Below are 19,204 nucleotides of genomic sequence, written 5' to 3' on the forward strand. Positions count from 1 at the left end.
TATCTTGCAATAAAAATTTTGGAAATAAGAAAAATGATAGAATTTGAAAGAAAATGATAAAAAATGCTTGACTTTGGTAGAAATTGTGCTAGAATGAATAGTGTAAACGATAACAGGAGGTGGTTTGGTGTTAAAAACTGAGCGGAAGCAACTGATTTTAGAGGAGTTAAATCAACATCATGTAGTTTCCCTAGAAAAATTGGTTAGTCTATTAGAAACATCAGAATCGACAGTACGAAGAGATTTGGACGAGTTGGAGGCGGAAAACAAGCTTCGCCGTGTACATGGTGGAGCAGAATTGCCCCACTCCTTGCAGGAAGAAGAAACCATCCAAGAAAAATCTGTCAAAAACCTTCAAGAGAAGAAGCTACTGGCTCAGAAAGCAGCCTCTCTTATCAAGGAACAAGATGTTATCTTTATCGATGCTGGAACGACAACTGCTTTTTTAATCAAGGAATTGGTTAATAAGAATATCACAGTTGTGACCAACTCCATTCACCATGCGGTTCAGTTGGTTGAAAAACAGATTCCAACTGTCATGGTTGGAGGAAGTGTCAAGATGGCAACAGATGCATGTATCGGGGGCGTTGCTCTTAACCAAATCAATCAATTGCACTTTGACCGTGCCTTTATCGGGATGAATGGTGTAGACGATGGTTATTATACGACTCCAGATATGGAGGAGGGAGCTGTGAAGCGTGCTATTTTGGAGAATGCCAAACAAACCTATGTCTTAGTGGATTCGTCTAAGATTGGACAAACTTGCTTTGCCAAGGTAGCACCACTTAAACGCGCTATTGTCATCACAAGTCAAGGGCATGAGCTCTTGCAGGCTATTAAGAAGAAAACGGAGGTAATAGAAGTATGATTTATACAGTCACACTCAATCCATCCATTGACTATATCGTGCGCTTGGACCAAGTTCAAGTCGGTAGTGTCAATCGTATGGACAGTGATGATAAGTTTGCTGGTGGGAAAGGAATCAATGTCAGTCGTGTTTTGAAGCGCTTGGATATTCCTAATACTGCGACTGGATTTATCGGAGGATTTACTGGTAAATTTATCACAGATACCCTTTCAGAGGAAGAAATCGAAACTCGTTTTGTCCAAGTAGCAGAAGATACTCGTATCAATGTCAAGATTAAAGCAGACCAAGAAACAGAAATCAATGGAACAGGTCCAAATGTGGAACCAGCTCAGCTGGAAGAATTGAAAGCTATTTTGTCTAGTTTGACAGCAGAAGATACGGTGGTGTTTGCGGGTTCGAGTGCTAAGAACCTAGGCAATGTTATCTATAAGGATTTGATTGCCTTGACACGCCAGACTGGTGCGCAAGTGGTTTGTGACTTTGAAGGACAGACCTTGATTGATAGTTTGGACTACCAGCCACTTTTGGTTAAACCAAACAATCACGAACTTGGAGCTATCTTTGGAGTGAAACTCGAAAGTTTAGATGAAATCGAGAAATATGCTCGAGAATTGTTAGCTAAAGGTGCTCAAAACGTTATCATCTCTATGGCTGGGGACGGTGCACTTCTTGTCACAGCTGAGGGAGCTTACTTCGCCAAACCTATCAAGGGAACAGTCAAAAATTCAGTCGGGGCTGGTGACTCTATGGTTGCTGGGTTTACAGGTGAATTTGTCAAATCTAAAGATGCAGTAGAGGCCTTCAAATGGGGAGTAGCTTGCGGAACAGCAACTACTTTCTCGGATGACTTGGCAACAGCGGAATTTATTAAAGAAACATATGAAAAAGTTGAGGTAGAAAAACGATGAAAATTCAAGACCTATTGAGAAAAGATGTCATGTTGCTGGATTTGCAGGCAACTGAAAAAACAGCTGTCATCGAAGAGATGATTAAAAGTTTGGTAGATCACGGTTACGTGACGGATTTTGAAACCTTTAAAGAAGGAATCTTAGCGCGTGAAGCTCTAACTTCCACTGGCTTGGGTGACGGAATTGCTATGCCTCACAGCAAGAACTCTGCTGTCAAAGAAGCAACGGTTCTCTTTGCTAAGTCAAACAAGGGTGTTGACTATGAAAGCTTGGATGGGCAACCAACAGACCTCTTCTTCATGATTGCAGCTCCAGAAGGTGCCAATGACACTCACTTGGCAGCCTTGGCAGAATTGTCTCAATACTTGATGAAAGATGGTTTCGCTGACAAACTTCGCCAAGTAACATCTGCAGATCAAGTTATCGAACTTTTTGACCAAGCTTCAGAAAAAGCTGAGGAGCCTGTTCAAGCACCTGCCAATGAATCTGGCGACTTTATCGTAGCTGTTACAGCTTGTACGACAGGTATCGCCCACACTTACATGGCCCAAGAAGCCCTTCAAAAAGTAGCTGCTGAAATGGGTGTTGGGATCAAGGTCGAAACCAACGGTGCTAGCGGTGTTGGTAACCAACTAACTGCAGAAGACATTCGCAAGGCTAAAGCTGTTATCATCGCTGCTGACAAGGCTGTTGAGATGGATCGTTTCGATGGCAAACCATTGGTTAACCGTCCAGTTGCAGACGGTATCCGTAAGACTGAAGAATTGATCAACTTGGCTCTTTCAGGAGATGCTGAAGTTTATCGTGCTGCTAATGGAGCAAAAGCTGCAACAGCATCTAATGAAAAACAAAGTATCGGTGGAGCTTTCTACAAACACTTGATGAGTGGTGTATCTCAAATGTTGCCATTCGTTATCGGTGGTGGTATCATGATTGCCCTCGCTTTCTTGATCGACGGAGCTTTTGGTGTGCCACAGGATAGTCTTGGAAATCTCGGATCCTACCATGAACTCGCTTCTATGTTCATGAAAATCGGTGGGGCTGCCTTTGGCTTGATGCTTCCAGTCTTCGCAGGATATGTAGCCTACTCTATCGCTGAAAAACCAGGTTTAGTAGCTGGTTTCGTGGCTGGTGCTATTGCTAAAGAAGGATTTGCCTTTGGTAAAATTCCTTATGCCGCAGGTGGTGAAGCAACTTCAACTCTTGCAGGTGTCTCATCTGGTTTCCTAGGTGCCCTTGTTGGTGGATTTATCGCAGGTGCCTTGGTTCTTGCTATCAAGAAATACGTTAAAGTTCCTCGTTCACTTGAAGGTGCTAAATCAATCCTTCTCTTGCCACTTCTTGGAACAATCTTGACAGGATTTGTCATGCTAGCTGTTAACATCCCAATGGCAGCAATCAACACTGCTATGAATGACTTCCTAGGCGGTCTTGGAGGAGGTTCAGCTGTTCTTCTTGGTATCGTTCTTGGAGGCATGATGGCTGTCGATATGGGTGGACCTGTCAATAAAGCAGCTTATGTCTTTGGAACAGGTACGCTTGCAGCGACTGTTTCTTCAGGTGGTTCTGTAGCTATGGCAGCAGTTATGGCTGGAGGAATGGTTCCACCACTTGCTATCTTTGTCGCAACCCTTCTTTTCAAAGATAAATTTACCAAAGAAGAACGCAACTCTGGTTTGACGAACATCATCATGGGCTTGTCATTTATCACTGAGGGAGCGATCCCATTTGGTGCCGCTGACCCAGCTCGTGCGATCCCAAGCTTTATCCTTGGTTCAGCAGTAGCAGGGGGACTCGTTGGTCTTGCAGGAATCAAACTCATGGCGCCACACGGAGGAATCTTCGTCATCGCCCTTACTTCAAATGCCCTTCTCTACCTTGCCTTTGTTTTGGTTGGCGCAATTGTAAGTGGTGTGGTTTATGGTTACCTACGCAAACCACAAGCATAAAAAAGAATTCATATACCAAAATGACTGAACACGAAAGTGGGTAGTCATTTTTTTGATAATGGAGTTAGGGAGAATGGGCTTTGAAGTGATATAGAAGTAGATCGTAGAGATTTTCACTCTTCATTTAAACGATAGAATGCAAAAGTTTGTATAAATACCATGGAGGTGAAAAGTGTCTTGAATGATTCTAGAAAAGAAACCAGAGAATGAAAAGTTCCATAGTCAAAATATTCTAAATGAAGAGTTACAAGCGTCCCATGTCAGCATGGTGGAGGAGAATGTTCCCGATTCTAAATGAACTAATTTTATAGCTGATTTAGGTAGGAGACGAGAAGTAACTAAAAGCTTTATATCTCAATAAATAATTGATATAATAATAGTTAAAGAATTATTAGAGGGAGAGATAAATTAATGGAAAGAGAATATCAATTTCGAGCACTTACTTCAAATAAAGATGTTGAAATAAAGCCAGTAACACAAAAAGCATTTGAGTTTGCGATTGACGATAATTCGGAAGTGACAAATGTAGCTATTACTGGTAATTATGGAGCTGGGAAAAGTAGTGTTGTTGAGAGTTTTGAGAGAAAACGTAAAGACAAGAGATTTATTCATATTTCTTTGGGGCAATATGATGAAATAAAAAGTAGTGAAAAAAATGGACTTGATAAGCGTGAAATTAATACAATTGAAGGGAAAATAATCAATCAATTGCTTCATCAAATAGATCCTAACAAAATAAGGAGATCCATTTTTAAAACTCTTGATGCAGAATCGCAGATTAAACCTTTTAATATTTCGGTCTATGTAAGTTTAGTATTATTATTATCCTTATACTTACTAAATATTTCTTCATGGAATGGTTTGATTCAGAACTTTTCTTGGTTATCTTGGACTACGAAACCTATTATTTCCCTTCTTGTACTAGTAATTTTATTTGTTTTAATTGTATATGGATTTTATTTTTTACTGAAGCTACAAAAAGATTTTGGTTTTATCAAAAAATTATCCTTAAAAGCAGAAAAAATTGAAACTGATATTGAAATCTTCTCAAATGAAAGTTCAAGGGTATCTTATTTTGATCGCTATTTAGATGATATACTTTATTTGTTTAAGCGGTCTGAAGCAGATGTTATAGTATTTGAAGATATTGAACGTTTTAATGACTCTAGAATTTTTGAAAAATTGAAGGAATTAAATATAGTTATCAATAGAAATCGAAAGGCAAATAACAAACGTAAACTAGTATTTTTCTATCTTGTAAAGGATGATTTGTTTGAATCACAAGAAAGAACGAAGTTTTTTGATTTTATTATTCCTATAGTCCCTGTTGTAACTGCTTCTAATTCTCATGACATATTAAAAAAATTGCTAACAGAAATGTGGGAATACGATAGTTTAGACAAGACGTTTTTATTTAATATTTCTTTATATCTTGACGATATGAGATTAATCAATAATATTTGTAATGAGTATCTTACTTATAAAGACACATTAAATACTTTAAAGCTAGATTATGAAAAACTATTTGCAATGGTAGTCTATAAAAATATTTTCCCTAAAGATTTTTCACTTTTACAAAGGAATCAAGGATATTTATATGAATTGTTGAACTCAAAAGAAATAGCATTAAAAAATCTTAGAGAGGAGTTAAATAATAAGAAAAATGCTTTGGAGAGAAAGATAGAGAATGCTGAGGAAGAACATTTAAACGATAAAGTTGAATTATATGGAACTATCTTAAAAATACCATTTGGAAGAAAAATAATTAAAGTAAATGGAAAATTTGAAAAAGATTTTTCAACACGTTATGATTACATAAAAGAGTTAATTGCAGGAGATAGTGAAATTTATTCCTTTGATAGTTATCATGATGCAGAGTATAATCAATATAAGCGAAATGAGGATATTGATTCTTTATTTCCTAGTAGGAATACTCCAGAATTTCAAGAGCGTTTAAAGAATACTAAAAATAAAAAAATAATAGAAAAATTAAAAGAAGAAATTAAGAAAATAAATGATGAACTTGGTGAACTAGACAGCTATAGATTATCAGACGTTTATCAATATGCTACAGATATTGATGATTTTAAAAGTGACTTTACAGAAGAAATAAGAAAGAATCCTCAATCCTCAATAATTTCTTTCCTAATTAGAAATGCTTATATTGATGAGAGCTATCAAGATTATTTGAATCATTTCTATGAAAATACTATAACGGTAGAAGAAAAAGAATATTTAAGAAATGTTGTTTCTGGCAGACAGAATAAATATAATATTTCTCTAAAAAACATTGATGAAATCTTTAATTATTTAGAATTAAAAAATTATAAAAGTAGTAATGTGTTAAATTATGATTTATTTAGATTTCTGTTATATGCTAATGAACATAATGAGAAGTTGAAATTAATCTTTCACCAAGATAATATTTTGGAATTTTTACTGGACTTTTATAACGAATTATTTAGATTAAATGTTGAAAATAAATCGTTTTTCTCAGAGCGTGATATAAGGGTATTTTTGAGAAAATGGCTACATCATAACTCGGATCTCTTCAACGAATATATTAACCAAAAACATAGCGATTATATTTACGTTGATAAAAGAAAATTGATATTATCTTTAATGAATTTAGTTGATTTGAGTGATTGTACAAAAGAAACAAAAGGACAGATTTCTAAATATCTAGAGATGACACAAGAGGTTTTTCTTAATATTTTTCATAATAATTATTGTGATTTTGAGAAGTTTAATTTCAATTTATCGGCTATAGATTTTAAAATTAAGGAATTTGATTTTGAGAGTTCAGGATATGAGGAAAATGTGCTGAATTATATTTATAAGAATGGCTTATACGATATTTGCGAATCCAATGTACTCTTTTTCATGGAACAGCATTCTGATATGGGAACAGAGCTATCAGATGTAAAACATAAAAATTATGAAATCATGACTAGTCAAAATGGATTAAAACCTTTACTAGATTATTGTCAATCTTCTGATGAAGAATTCTTAAAGTATATTTTAATGTATGTTACTTTATCAGAGGGAGAGATGCGAGATAAACCTGAGTATATTGAACAACTATTAAATAATAATGTTGTATTTAATCATCAATTACCTCAGGAAAAGTTAGGAAGTGATGAATCTGATGAATCCAATGACCTAGATAATGATGAAAATATCAAAAAAAGTACATTAGCAGAAAATATTATCTCTAGTATTCCAGAGTTTTATATAACTTATACTCAAGGTAAATTTAATGACCTATCTAGTGAAAATCGAGAGATACTAATTAACAATCTTGTAATTACTCAAAAAGCAGAAGTAAATACTGAAATTGTTTTAGACTATTTTAGTCAAAATAAGGAAGTTGATAAATTTTTGATAGATTTTATTAATCTGAATCCTAATTTTGAGTTGGATAAAGAAATTTATTCAAAATTGAATAATGACATACAAGATAATTTTAATGAAAATATTATTAGTTCTTCAACGTTAAATGATAATATTCGAAAAAGAATACTTAGTCAGCTTGGACTCTATTTTAAAAGAATTGATAATACTGATATTGATGACGAAGATTTATTGAATTTAATAATTAATAATCGTATTGAATTCAATAAAGAAAATCTTGAGTTTATTCGTAAAAGATCTATGGTACACCTAGAGGAATTTATATTCATAAATATAGAAAATTATTTAAATGCTACTAATGTTGTTCGAAATGATGAGGAAATGAGAGGAGCGTTAAATAAACCTGACATAGATGAAAAATATGTAGTTGAATTATTAGTATTGCTTTTAGATAATAAATTTAATGAGTATGACTTTGATGATTTAATAAATCAAAACAGATATGATTCGTTAGATGTGACGCTTCAAAATAAAATACAAAAAATAGTTAAAAAATATATAAGACAATTTATAGCATTAGATGAAAATGAAATTAGCGTTCCATTGTATGAATCTATCCTAAATTCAAATGATGTTTTACTTGAATATAAGAAAGAACTTTTTGAAAAATTAATTTCTGATTCGGAAATTCAAATAGAAGTAGATAAGCTTATTTTGCTAGGTGATTATTTAGATTTATTAGAATTACCGGATATTATGCAAATCTTGAAGGAACAAATAGATTATGATATCTACACCGAATGGGAAGTTGCCTTTGACAAATTAAATCAAAATGAAGGTAACGGAGGAATTGGTAATCAAGAAGCAGAGGTTTCGTATTCTAAATTTAACGAAAAACTTCTTGACTACTTAAAGAAAAGGAAGTTGATTTCTTATAAATCAAAACATGAAAATTCTGTATTAAAGCTTTATGGATTAAGAAAGAAGCAGATTGAATATAGTGATGAAGCAGAAGAAAAGCAATAGTTATCACATTCAAATGACTGAACACAAAAGTGGGCAGTCTTTTTGATTTCTCTAGAAGTTTCTGAAATATGGTATAATAAAAGAATGGCAAACAAGAATACTACAAAAACGAGACGGAGACCGTCTAAAGCAGAACTTGAAAGAAAACAGGCTATCCAGAGGATGTTGATTTCCTTAGGAATTGCCTTATTGTTGATTATTGCAGCCCTCAAACTCGGCGCAGCAGGTGTCACTCTTTACAATCTCATTCGACTGGTGGTCGGAAGTTTGGCCTATGTGGCCATAGGTGGTCTCCTCATCTATCTTTTTCTTTTTAAATGGATCCGCAAGCAAGAGGGACTTCTATCAGGATTTCTCTGTATCTTCGCTGGCTTGCTCTTGATTTTTGAGGCCTACTTAGTATGGAAATATGGCTTGGAGCAATCAGTTCTAAAAGGGACCCTGTCTCAAGTTATGACGGACCTGACTGGTATGCGGGTGACTAGCTTCGCTGGTGGAGGCCTGCTTGGTGTCGGACTTTATATTCCCATAGCCTTTCTTTTCTCAAATATCGGATCGTACTTTATTGGAGTCCTCTTGATTCTAGTTGGGGCACTCTTAGTTAGTCCTTGGTCTATTTATGATGTTGCAGCCTTTATTGGAGCTCAGTTCAGATCTTTCATGGAAAAACAGGAACAGAGAAAACAGGAACGCTTCATCAAGAGAGAAGAAGAGAAGGCTCGTCAAGAAGCTGAAGAAGCAGCAAGAATTCAGAGAGAACAAGAAGAACAGGATGCATTACCGCTTCCTCCTGTAGATCCTGAAACGGGAGAAATCTTATCAGAGGTACCAGACTACGATTTCCCACCAATTCCTGAGGAAGAATGGATTGAACCGGAGATTATCCTCCCTCAAACAGATTTTGACGTTCCTGATGTGGAAGAGGATTTTGAGGATGAAGAGGTACAGGTTGATTTTTCTGCCAAGGAAGCCCTCGAATACAAGTTACCAAGCTTGCAACTCTTTGCGCCAGATAAACCCAAAGATCAGTCCAAGGAAAAGAAGATTGTTCGAGAAAATATCAAAATCCTAGAAGAAACCTTTGCTAGCTTTGGTATCAAGGTGACGGTGGAACGGGCTGAAATTGGGCCATCAGTTACCAAGTATGAAGTCAAGCCTGCAGTCGGTGTACGGGTTAACCGCATTTCCAATCTGGCAGACGACTTAGCGCTAGCTCTAGCAGCTAAGGATGTTCGGATAGAGGCTCCAATCCCTGGTAAATCCTTAGTCGGAATTGAGGTTCCTAACTCTGAGATTGCGACTGTTTCCTTCCGTGAACTCTGGGAACAGTCTCAGACTAAACCAGAAAATCTCCTCGAAATTCCTCTAGGTAAGGCTGTCAATGGAACTGCTCGCACCTTTGACCTTTCCAAGATGCCCCACCTACTCGTTGCAGGTTCGACGGGATCAGGGAAGTCAGTCGCAGTTAATGGTATTATCGCTAGCATTCTTATGAAAGCAAGACCCGACCAGGTCAAGTTTATGATGGTCGATCCTAAGATGGTTGAGTTATCTGTTTACAATGACATTCCTCACCTCTTGATTCCAGTTGTGACAAATCCACGCAAGGCCAGCAAGGCTCTGCAAAAGGTTGTGGATGAGATGGAAAATCGTTACGAACTCTTTGCTAAGGTTGGAGTACGAAATATCGCTGGTTACAATGCCAAGGTTGAGGAATTTAATAGCCAATCTGAGTACAAACAAGTACCGCTGCCTTTGATTGTTGTCATTGTGGATGAGTTGGCAGACCTCATGATGGTGGCTAGCAAGGAAGTGGAAGATGCCATCATTCGTCTTGGACAGAAGGCGCGTGCTGCAGGGATTCACATGATTCTCGCAACGCAACGTCCATCGGTTGATGTCATCTCTGGTCTCATTAAAGCCAATGTCCCATCTCGTGTGGCTTTTGCAGTTTCATCAGGTACAGATTCACGAACCATCTTGGATGAGAATGGAGCAGAAAAACTGCTTGGTCGAGGAGATATGCTCTTTAAACCAATTGATGAAAATCATCCAGTCCGTCTGCAAGGTTCCTTTATCTCGGATGATGATGTTGAACGTATCGTAAACTTCATCAAGGCTCAGGCAGATGCGGACTACGATGACAGCTTTGACCCAGGAGATGTTCCTGAAAATGAAGGAGATTTTTCTGATGGTGAAGCTGGTGGCGATCCGCTTTTTGAAGAAGCTAAGGCTTTGGTTATCGAAACCCAGAAAGCTAGCGCTTCGATGATTCAGCGTCGTTTGTCAGTTGGATTTAACCGTGCGACTCGCCTTATGGAAGAACTCGAAATGGCAGGTGTCATCGGTCCAGCTGAGGGAACCAAACCACGAAAAGTATTGCAACAATAAAAAAATAACTTCTTTCCAAATTTGGAAAGAAGTTATTTTTGTGATTACTGGTTCGTTTTAGTTTCAGAACTCGTCGTATTTGACTGTGTTCCATTATCGCTTGTTTCTTTATTTGTAGCTGGTGTAGAAGAGTCCTGAGTTGTTGTTTTCTGTTCTTCTTTTTTCTCCTCTTTCTTGTTGGATTGAGAAGTTTCTTCTTGTGGGGTATTTTCTTTAGTAGAAGTGTTGTCCCTGTTAGGAGTAGTATTTTCCTGAGGGGATTCCTTTTGAATTTCCTTGACAACAGTTGTTTGGGTTGTCGTCGGTTCTTTCTTGTTGTTTTTGTTATTATCCATAGCGTTCATGATGGTAATAGTAGCGGTGATTAGACCAAGAATACTACCGATGGTAGCAATCGTTTTTTGAAAGACAGTAAATCCCTTTTTGATATGTTCTGTTTTTGGTTTTGAAGTTCTACGATAGTTAGACATGATACTCTCCTTTAATTATGATTTATTATACCTCATTTCTTTAAAAAAATCTTAAAAAAAGAGAAACCTCCCTTTCTTGTCGCAGGTCTCTTTTCGTGATACAATAGAAGGAGTGATTTTAGAAAGCGTGAGAAAACATGATCTACTTTGATAATTCGGCGACAACCAAGCCTTATCCTGAAGCACTTGAAACTTACATGCAGGTCGCTTCAAAAATTGTAGGAAATCCGTCTAGTCTCCATCGTTTGGGTGACCAGGCAACACGAATTTTAGATGCTTCCCGTCAGCAAATTGCGGATTTGATTGGCAAGAAAAGTGACGAAATCTTCTTTACCTCTGGTGGAACAGAAGGAGATAACTGGGTCATCAAAGGTGTGGCCTTTGAAAAAGCCCAGTTTGGCAAGCACATCATCGTATCAGCCATTGAACATCCAGCAGTTAAGGAATCAGCCCTCTGGCTGAAAAGTCAAGGTTTTGAGGTGGATTTTGCTCCAGTTGATGAGAAAGGGTTTGTGGATGTCAAGGCTCTAGCAAGCTTGATTCGATCTGATACGACCCTCGTTTCCATCATGGCAGTTAACAATGAAATCGGCTCTATCCAGCCTATTGAGGCTATTTCAGAACTTTTAGTTGATAAACCAACCATTTCCTTTCACGTTGATGCAGTTCAAGCACTTGCTAAAATTCCAACTGAAAAGTATCTGACGAATCGAGTGGATTTTGCCACCTTCTCGAGTCATAAGTTCCACGGTGTTAGAGGTGTCGGCTTTGTCTATATCAAGTCTGGCAAGAAGATTACACCTCTGTTGACTGGTGGTGGTCAAGAGGGAGACTATCGTTCGACAACTGAAAATGTTGCTGGAATTGCAGCGACAGCCAAGGCTCTCCGTTTGGCTATGGAAAAGTTAGCTCTCTTTACTAGTAAGACAAGGCAGATGAAGGCAGTCATTCGTCAAGCCCTTCTGGATTATCCAGATATTTTTGTCTTTTCAGATGAGGAAGACTTTACCCCTCATATCCTGACTTTTGGGATTAAGAGTGTTCGTGGAGAAGTCATCGTTCACGCCTTTGAAGACTATGACATTTTCATTTCTACAACCTCTGCTTGTTCGTCCAAGGCTGGAAAACCTGCAGGTACCTTGATTGCCATGGGAGTAGACAAGGATAAGGCCCAGTCAGCTGTGCGCCTCAGCCTAGACTTGGAAAATGATATGAGTCAGGTCGAGCAGTTTTTGACCAAGCTAAAATTAATTTACAATCAAACTAGAAAAGTAAGATAGGAGCATTTATGCAGTATTCAGAAATTATGATTCGTTACGGAGAATTGTCAACTAAGCACAAAAATCGTATGCGTTTCATCAATAAACTTCGTAATAATATTTCAGACGTTTTGTCTATCTATCCCCAAGTTAAGGTAACCGCAGATCGCGACCGTGCCCACGCTTACCTTAATGGAGCTGATTATACAGCAGTTGCAGAATCGCTCAAACAAGTCTTTGGAATTCAAAATTTTTCTCCTGTGTATAAGATTGAAAAGTCAGTGGACGTTCTGAAGTCTGCTGTCCAAGAGATTATGAAGGAAATCTATAAGGAAGGGATGACCTTTAAAATCACTAGCAAGCGTAGCGACCACAACTTTGAATTGGATAGTCGTGAACTCAATCAAACTCTCGGTGGAGCTGTTTTCGAGGCTATTCCAAACGTACAAGCTCAGATGAAAAATCCAGATATTAATCTTCAGGTTGAGATTCGTGAGGAGGCTGCCTATCTTTCCTATGAAACTTTTCGTGGAGCAGGAGGATTACCTGTGGGAAGTTCTGGTAAAGGTATGCTCATGTTATCAGGAGGGATTGACTCACCTGTAGCTGGTTATTTAGCTCTTAAACGTGGTGTAGATATTGAAGCCGTCCACTTTGCCAGTCCGCCATACACGAGTCCTGGTGCCCTTAAAAAAGCCCACGATTTGACCCGTAAATTGACCAAGTTTGGTGGAAATATCCAGTTTATCGAAGTACCTTTCACTGAGATTCAAGAGGAAATCAAGGCTAAAGCGCCAGAAGCCTACCTTATGACCTTGACACGACGTTTTATGATGCGGATTACCGACCGTATCCGTGAGGTACGAAAAGGTTTAATTATCATTAATGGGGAAAGTCTTGGTCAAGTAGCCAGCCAGACTTTGGAAAGCATGCAGACTATCAACGCTGTGACCAGCACTCCAATTATTCGTCCCGTGGTTACGATGGACAAGTTGGAAATCATTGACATTGCGCAGGAAATCGATACCTTTGAAATTTCAATCCAGCCTTTTGAAGACTGCTGTACCATTTTTGCGCCTGACCGTCCTAAGACCAATCCTAAGATAGAGAATGCTGAGCAGTATGAAAAACGTATGGATGTTGAAGGTTTGGTTGAGCGTGCAGTGGCAGGGATTATGATTACTGAAATCACTCCCCAGGTTGAAAAAGATGCTGTCGATGAGTTAATTGATAATCTCCTCTAATCAGAAAAACCAGAAGAATTTAGAATATTAAATGAGAAAAGTTAGTTATTTATCCTTAAAATGGACAATTACTGACTTTTTTTCTATTTTTGTGGTATAATGAGATAAAATTTTGAATATAGAGAGTTTTCTGACAATGAATCATTCCTACTTTTACTTAAAAATGAAAGAACACAAACTCAAGGTTCCTTATACAGGAAAGGAGCGTCGTGTGCGTGTTCTTCTACCTAAGGACTACGAGAAAGACACAGACCGTTTTTACCCTGTTGTTTACTTTCATGATGGGCAAAATGTCTTTTACAGCAAGGAGTCCTATATCGGACACTCTTGGAAAATTATTCCAGCCATTAAGAGAAATCCTGATATCAGTCGCATGATTGTAGTTGCCATAGATAATGATGGTATGGGACGGATGAATGAATACGCAGCTTGGAAGTTTCAAGAATCTCCTATCCCAGGCCAGCAGTTTGGCGGTAAGGGTGTGGAGTATGCCGAGTTTGTCATGGAGGTGGTCAAGCCTTTTATCGATGAGACCTATCGTACCAAAGCTGATCGCCAGCACACGGCTATGATTGGTTCGTCGCTTGGAGGCAATATCACCCAGTTTATCGGACTAGAGTACCAAGATCGAATTGGTTGTCTAGGTGTCTTCTCATCTGCTAACTGGCTTCACCAAGAAGCCTTTAACCGCTATATCGAGCGCAAAAAATTGTCGCCTGAACAGCGCATTTTCATTTATGTAGGAACAGAAGAAGCAGATGATACGGACAAGACCTTGATGGCTGGCAATATCAAACAAGCCTATATTGACTCGTCGCTTCGCTATTACCGTGATTTGATTGCAGGTGGAGTAGGCTTGGATAATCTTGTCTTGAAAGTTCAGTCTGGTGCCATCCATAGTGAGATTCCATGGTCGGAAAATTTACCAGACTGTCTCCGATTTTTTGCAGAGAAATGGTAAGTTAAGAAAGGAGAAAGCCAATGCATATTGAAAACCTCAGCCACTGGAGTGGCCACTTCAACCGTGAAATGTACCTTAACCGTTATGGGCATGCTGGGATTCCAGTTGTTGTTTTTGCTTCATCTGGTGGAAGTCACAACGAATACTATGATTTTGGCATGATAGATGCCTGTGCTTCCTTTATCGAAGAAGGCCGTATTCAGTTCTTTACCCTATCCAGTGTGGACAGTGAGAGCTGGTTGGCTACTTGGAAAAATAGTCATGACCAGGCGGAGATGCATCGAGCTTACGAACGCTATGTGATTGAGGAAGCCATTCCTTTTATCAAGCATAAGACAGGTTGGTTTGATGGTATGATGACGACAGGTTGCTCGATGGGGGCCTACCATGCACTCAATTTCTTCCTCCAGCATCCAGATGTCTTTACCAAGGTGATTGCTCTCAGTGGTGTTTATGACGCACGTTTCTTCGTTGGTGATTACTACAATGATGATGCTATTTACCAAAACTCGCCAGTAGATTATATCTGGAATCAAAACGACGGCTGGTTTATCGATCGTTACCGTCAGGCAGAAATCGTCGTTTGCACGGGTCTAGGTGCCTGGGAACAAGACGGTCTACCATCTTTCTACAAGCTCAAAGAAGCCTTTGACCAGAAACAAATTCCAGCCTGGTTTGCTGAATGGGGACACGATGTCGCCCACGACTGGGAATGGTGGCGTAAACAAATGCCCTATTTTCTTGGACACCTGTATCTATAAAAGGAGTTGCCTATGAATTATCTTGTTATTTCTCCCTACTATCCGCAAAATTTCCAACAGTTTACAATCGAGCTAGCTAATAAAGGCATCACAGTCTTGGGAATTGGTCAAGAACCCTACGAGCAACTAGATGAGCCTTTGCGCAATAGCCTAAATGAGTATTTCCGTGTAGACAATCTTGAGAACATAGACGAAGTTAAACGAGCAGTTGCCTTTCTTTTCTATAAGCATGGTCCAATCGACCGTATCGAGTCCCACAATGAATACTGGCTTGAGCTGGACGCGACACTCAGAGAACAATTCAATGTTTTTGGTGCCAAACCGGAGGATCTCAAAAAGACCAAGTTTAAGTCTGAGATGAAGAAACTTTTCAAAAAAGCAGGTGTCCCTGTGGTACCTGGAGCTGTTATCCAGACGGAAGCAGATGTGGATAAAGCAGTGAAAGAAATCGGTCTACCAATGATTGCCAAACCTGATAATGGAGTGGGAGCGGCAGCCACCTTTAAGCTTGAGACAGAAGACGATGTAAATCACTTCAAGGCTGAGTGGGACCGGTCAACCGTTTATTTCTTTGAGAAATTTGTCACTTCTAGTGAAATCTGTACCTTTGACGGGCTTGTGGACAAGGATGGCAATATCGTCTTTTCAACGACTTTCGATTATGCCCATACACCACTTGATCTCATGATTTATAAGATGGACAATTCCTACTATGTACTCAAGGATATGGATCCAAAACTGCGCAAGTATGGCGAGGCCATTGTCAAGGAATTTGGTATGAAAGAGCGCTTTTTCCATATCGAGTTCTTCCGTGACGGGGACGATTACATTGCCATTGAGTACAATAACCGTCCTGCAGGTGGCTTTACCATTGATGTTTATAACTTCGCTCACTCCTTGGATCTCTACCGAGGTTATGCGGCTATTGTCGCAGGAGAAGAGTTTCCAGCATCAGAGTTTGAACCTCAATACTGTCTAGCTACATCACGTCGTGCCAATGCCAACTATGTTTATTCAGAAGAGGACATTCTTGCCAAATACAGCCAGCAATTCAAGGTCAAAAAAATCATGCCAGCAGCCTTTGCAGAACTACAAGGGGATTACCTTTATATGTTGACCACTCCGAGTCGCCAAGAGATGGAGCAGATGATTGCAGACTTTGGTCAACGTCAAGAGTAATGAATAGGATGAAAGGAGTTTGACTTCTTTTGTCCTTTTTTTAAAGATAAGTTAAATAAAGCGTTTTCCATAGATTCTTTTCAGAAAAGATATTGCTAAAAGGCCTAAAAATTGATAGAATAAGGATTGTCTAAAAAAATTTAAGGAGAATCTATCAAATGGATTTTACATGGGCTATTAAATATGCCACAGAATTCTTGGGAACTGCTATTTTGATCATTCTTGGTAATGGTGCAGTTGCTAACGTTGAACTTAAAGGTACGAAAGGTCACCAAAGTGGCTGGCTCGTTATCGCAGTTGGTTATGGTATGGGGGTTATGATCCCAGCCTTGATGTTTGGTAACGTATCAGGAAACCACATCAACCCAGCTTTCACTCTTGGACTTGCTGTTAGTGGTCTTTTCTCTTGGGATCAAGTACCATTTTACATCCTAGCACAAGTTTTGGGAGCAATCTTCGGTCAAGCTTTGGTTGTAGCGACTCACCGTCCGTACTACTTGAAAACAGAAAATCCAAACAACATCTTGGGAACTTTCTCAACTATCTCAAGTTTGGATCATGGAACAAAAGAATCACGTTTTGCAGCTACTGTTAATGGTTTCCTCAATGAGTTTGTAGGTTCATTTGTTCTTTTCTTTGCAGCACTTGGTTTGACTAAAAACTTCTTTGGTGCTGAATTAGTAGCGAAAGCTCAGGCGACAATTAATGACCAAGTAGCTCAAGCTGCAGCGCAAGGAACAACAATCCCTCAAGAACAAGTAACAGCAGCGCTTGAGCAAGCAAAAAACCAAGCCGCTCCATTTTTGGCACCAGGTCTTGGAATTGCGCACTTGGCACTTGGTTTCCTAGTGATGGCCTTGGTAACTTCACTTGGTGGACCTACTGGACCTGGTTTGAACCCAGCTCGTGACTTTGGACCACGTCTTCTTCACGAACTCCTTCCAAAATCAGTTCTTGGTCAACACAAGGGTGATTCAAAATGGTGGTATGCATGGGTTCCAGTTGTAGCTCCAATTGCAGCGGGTATTGCAGCAGTAGCACTATTCAAACTACTTTATCTATAAGAAATGAAACTGGGGAATCCCAGTTTTTTTCTTGTAAAATTTCTAAATAAAATAGATATGGCTTGTAAAATATTCGAAAATCCTTTAAAATAAAAGAGCTGGAGGAATTTATGAATGTGAATGAGATTGTTCGGATCGTTCCGACTTTGAAAGTTAATAATCGAAAATCAAATGAAAGATTTTACATTGAAACCCTGGGGATGAAACCTTTGCTGGAAGAGTCTGCCTTTCTTTCATTAGGCGACCAGACGGGCACGGAGAGATTGATTTTAGAAGAGGCTCCAAGCATGCGAACACGCAGAGTTGAAGGGCTTAAAAAGCTAGCTAGACTCTTGATAAAGGTTGAAAATCCTTCTGAAATCGAGGTCCTTCTTTCTCAGATGAAGTCTCTTCCTCGCCTATTTAAAGGAAACCGAGGGTATGCTTTTGAGATTGTTTCTCCTGAAGAGGATGTGATCCTTGTTCATGCGGAAAATGATGTAAGAGATTTGGTTCCACTGGAAACTGTTCCTGAATTTTATTCAAATACAAGTATAAAATATGTGAGTCAATTTGAGGTTTCTATGGAGTTGCGTTTGCCTGAAGGAACAGAGAGTTTACTTGATCCTGAAGGAGTAGCGCAAGCAATCACCTTTACTAAAGAGCAAGGAGCAGATTTGGCTGTTGAAAACAATGTAACTTGGGATTTAACGATGTTGAAATTTTTAGTCAAGAATTTTGATCTAACCAGTCTTCGTCAGAAATTTGAAAAGACAGGCTACTTTGTCCCTAAGTCTAAAAAATTCTTCCTTGGTAAAGATACCAATAACATTGAATTGTGGTTTGAAGAAGCATGAAGTTGGAAAAAATTCTAAGAAAAATAGAAAATCAAATCGAGGCAGGGATTTATCCCGGGGCCTCTTTTGCGTATTATAAGGATGGTGAATGGAAAGAGTCTTATCTAGGATTGAGTGATCCAGAAAGTGGCTTGAAGACAGAAAGTGGCTTGGTTTATGATCTGGCCAGTGTGAGTAAGGTCGTGGGAGTGGGGACGGTTTTTACCTTCTTGTGGCAGCAGGGGAAACTAGACATTGATCGACCAGTGACGGATTTTTTATCGGAGTGTGATTATCCTGATATCACTATACGGCAACTTCTGACTCATGCCACAGATTTAGACCCCTTCATTCCCAACCGTGACAAGTTAAGTGCAGAGGAATTGAGAGAAGCCATGTTTCACCTCCATAGACGAAATCAGCCTGCTTTTCTATACTCAGATGTTCACTTTTTACTCTTGGGCTTTGTTTTGGAAAAAATCTTTAACCAAGACTTGGATCAGATTATAGAAGAACAAGTTTTGGAAGCATGGGGGATGAAAGAGACCAAGTTTGGCCCCATTGAGCAAGCTGTACCAACAGTGAGAGGAGTAGAAGCCGGAATCATTCACGATCCCAAAGCCCGTCTATTAGGGAAACACGCAGGAAGTGCTGGTTTGTTTTCGACGGTTAAGGATTTGCAGATCTTTCTGGAACATTACTTGAAAGATGATTTTGCAGCAGATTTGTGTCGAAATTTTTCTCCCTTAGAGGACAAAGAGCGTTCGTTAGCTTGGAATCTGGAGGGAGACTGGCTAGATCATACGGGCTATACAGGTACCTTCATTATGTGGAATCGGGAGAAGCAGGAAGCGGCTATCTTTTTATCCAATCGAACGTATGAGAAGGATGAGCGTGCCCAGTGGATAGTCGATCGAAATCAAGTGATGGAAATGATTCGTCAAGAGAAGTAGGG

14 protein-coding genes are annotated in these 19,204 nt (G+C 38.9%); 13 read left to right on the forward strand and 1 reads right to left on the reverse strand.

Annotated features, from left to right (window positions below; all coding sequences use genetic code 11):
- Positions 1-127: 127 nt before the first annotated feature.
- From O3652_RS00945 to O3652_RS00965, 5 genes are all read left to right on the forward strand, one after another.
- Positions 128-868 (forward strand): DeoR/GlpR family DNA-binding transcription regulator, encoded by a 741-nt coding sequence (locus tag O3652_RS00945; RefSeq protein WP_000920660.1) that lies wholly within the window; start codon positions 128-130, stop codon positions 866-868.
- Positions 865-1,776, forward strand: a complete 912-nt coding sequence (gene pfkB, locus O3652_RS00950; protein ID WP_216732992.1) for a 1-phosphofructokinase — start codon at positions 865-867, stop codon at positions 1,774-1,776. Before O3652_RS00945 ends, pfkB begins: the two co-directional genes overlap by 4 nt.
- A complete protein-coding gene (locus tag O3652_RS00955; RefSeq protein ID WP_371589996.1) occupies positions 1,773-3,725 on the forward strand; it encodes a fructose-specific PTS transporter subunit EIIC in 1,953 nt (650 codons plus the stop codon). The genes pfkB and O3652_RS00955 overlap by 4 nt, the downstream gene beginning before the upstream one ends.
- A gap of 411 nt (positions 3,726-4,136) precedes the next feature.
- Positions 4,137-8,105: a hypothetical protein gene (locus O3652_RS00960; protein ID WP_125421088.1), complete on the forward strand. Its 3,969-nt coding sequence runs from the start codon at positions 4,137-4,139 to the stop codon at positions 8,103-8,105.
- A gap of 84 nt (positions 8,106-8,189) precedes the next feature.
- Complete coding sequence (locus O3652_RS00965; protein ID WP_125413607.1) at positions 8,190-10,496, forward strand: DNA translocase FtsK; 2,307 nt, start codon at positions 8,190-8,192, stop codon at positions 10,494-10,496.
- A 44-nt stretch (positions 10,497-10,540) separates the two neighbouring features.
- Here O3652_RS00965 and O3652_RS00970 read toward each other — a convergent pair whose 3' ends face one another.
- The gene (locus tag O3652_RS00970) at positions 10,541-10,966 is read right to left on the reverse strand and encodes a DUF6556 family protein (RefSeq protein WP_000073915.1); all 426 of its coding nucleotides are present in this window, start codon (positions 10,964-10,966) and stop codon (positions 10,541-10,543) included.
- 137 nt (positions 10,967-11,103) lie between these two features.
- Here O3652_RS00970 and O3652_RS00975 point away from each other — a divergent pair, with 137 nt between their 5' ends.
- The 8 genes from O3652_RS00975 to O3652_RS01010 all read left to right on the forward strand — a co-directional run bounded on the left by O3652_RS00975 (position 11,104) and on the right by O3652_RS01010 (position 19,202).
- Entirely contained in the window at positions 11,104-12,246 is a 1,143-nt protein-coding gene (locus O3652_RS00975) for a cysteine desulfurase family protein (RefSeq protein WP_125413608.1), read from the forward strand.
- Between the two features lie 8 nt (positions 12,247-12,254).
- A complete protein-coding gene (gene thiI / locus O3652_RS00980; protein WP_125413609.1) occupies positions 12,255-13,469 on the forward strand; it encodes a tRNA uracil 4-sulfurtransferase ThiI in 1,215 nt (404 codons plus the stop codon).
- A 136-nt stretch (positions 13,470-13,605) separates the two neighbouring features.
- On the forward strand, positions 13,606-14,430 hold the full coding sequence (locus O3652_RS00985) for an alpha/beta hydrolase (RefSeq protein ID WP_001016816.1): 825 nt from the start codon (positions 13,606-13,608) through the stop codon (positions 14,428-14,430).
- 20 nt (positions 14,431-14,450) lie between these two features.
- A complete protein-coding gene (locus O3652_RS00990; RefSeq protein WP_000546799.1) occupies positions 14,451-15,191 on the forward strand; it encodes an esterase family protein in 741 nt (246 codons plus the stop codon).
- A gap of 12 nt (positions 15,192-15,203) precedes the next feature.
- Positions 15,204-16,370, forward strand: a complete 1,167-nt coding sequence (locus O3652_RS00995) for an acetyl-CoA carboxylase biotin carboxylase subunit family protein (protein WP_125413610.1) — start codon at positions 15,204-15,206, stop codon at positions 16,368-16,370.
- Between the two features lie 158 nt (positions 16,371-16,528).
- A complete protein-coding gene (gene gla / locus O3652_RS01000; protein WP_125413611.1) occupies positions 16,529-17,434 on the forward strand; it encodes an aquaglyceroporin Gla in 906 nt (301 codons plus the stop codon).
- A gap of 110 nt (positions 17,435-17,544) precedes the next feature.
- Entirely contained in the window at positions 17,545-18,270 is a 726-nt protein-coding gene (locus O3652_RS01005) for a CppA N-terminal domain-containing protein (RefSeq protein WP_125413612.1), read from the forward strand.
- A complete protein-coding gene (locus tag O3652_RS01010; RefSeq protein WP_125413613.1) occupies positions 18,267-19,202 on the forward strand; it encodes a serine hydrolase domain-containing protein in 936 nt (311 codons plus the stop codon). Before O3652_RS01005 ends, O3652_RS01010 begins: the two co-directional genes overlap by 4 nt.
- The last annotated feature ends 2 nt before the right edge of the window (positions 19,203-19,204 follow it).

The sequence above is a fragment of the Streptococcus sp. 27098_8_23 genome, from assembly GCF_041432195.1.
GTDB lineage: Bacteria > Bacillota > Bacilli > Lactobacillales > Streptococcaceae > Streptococcus.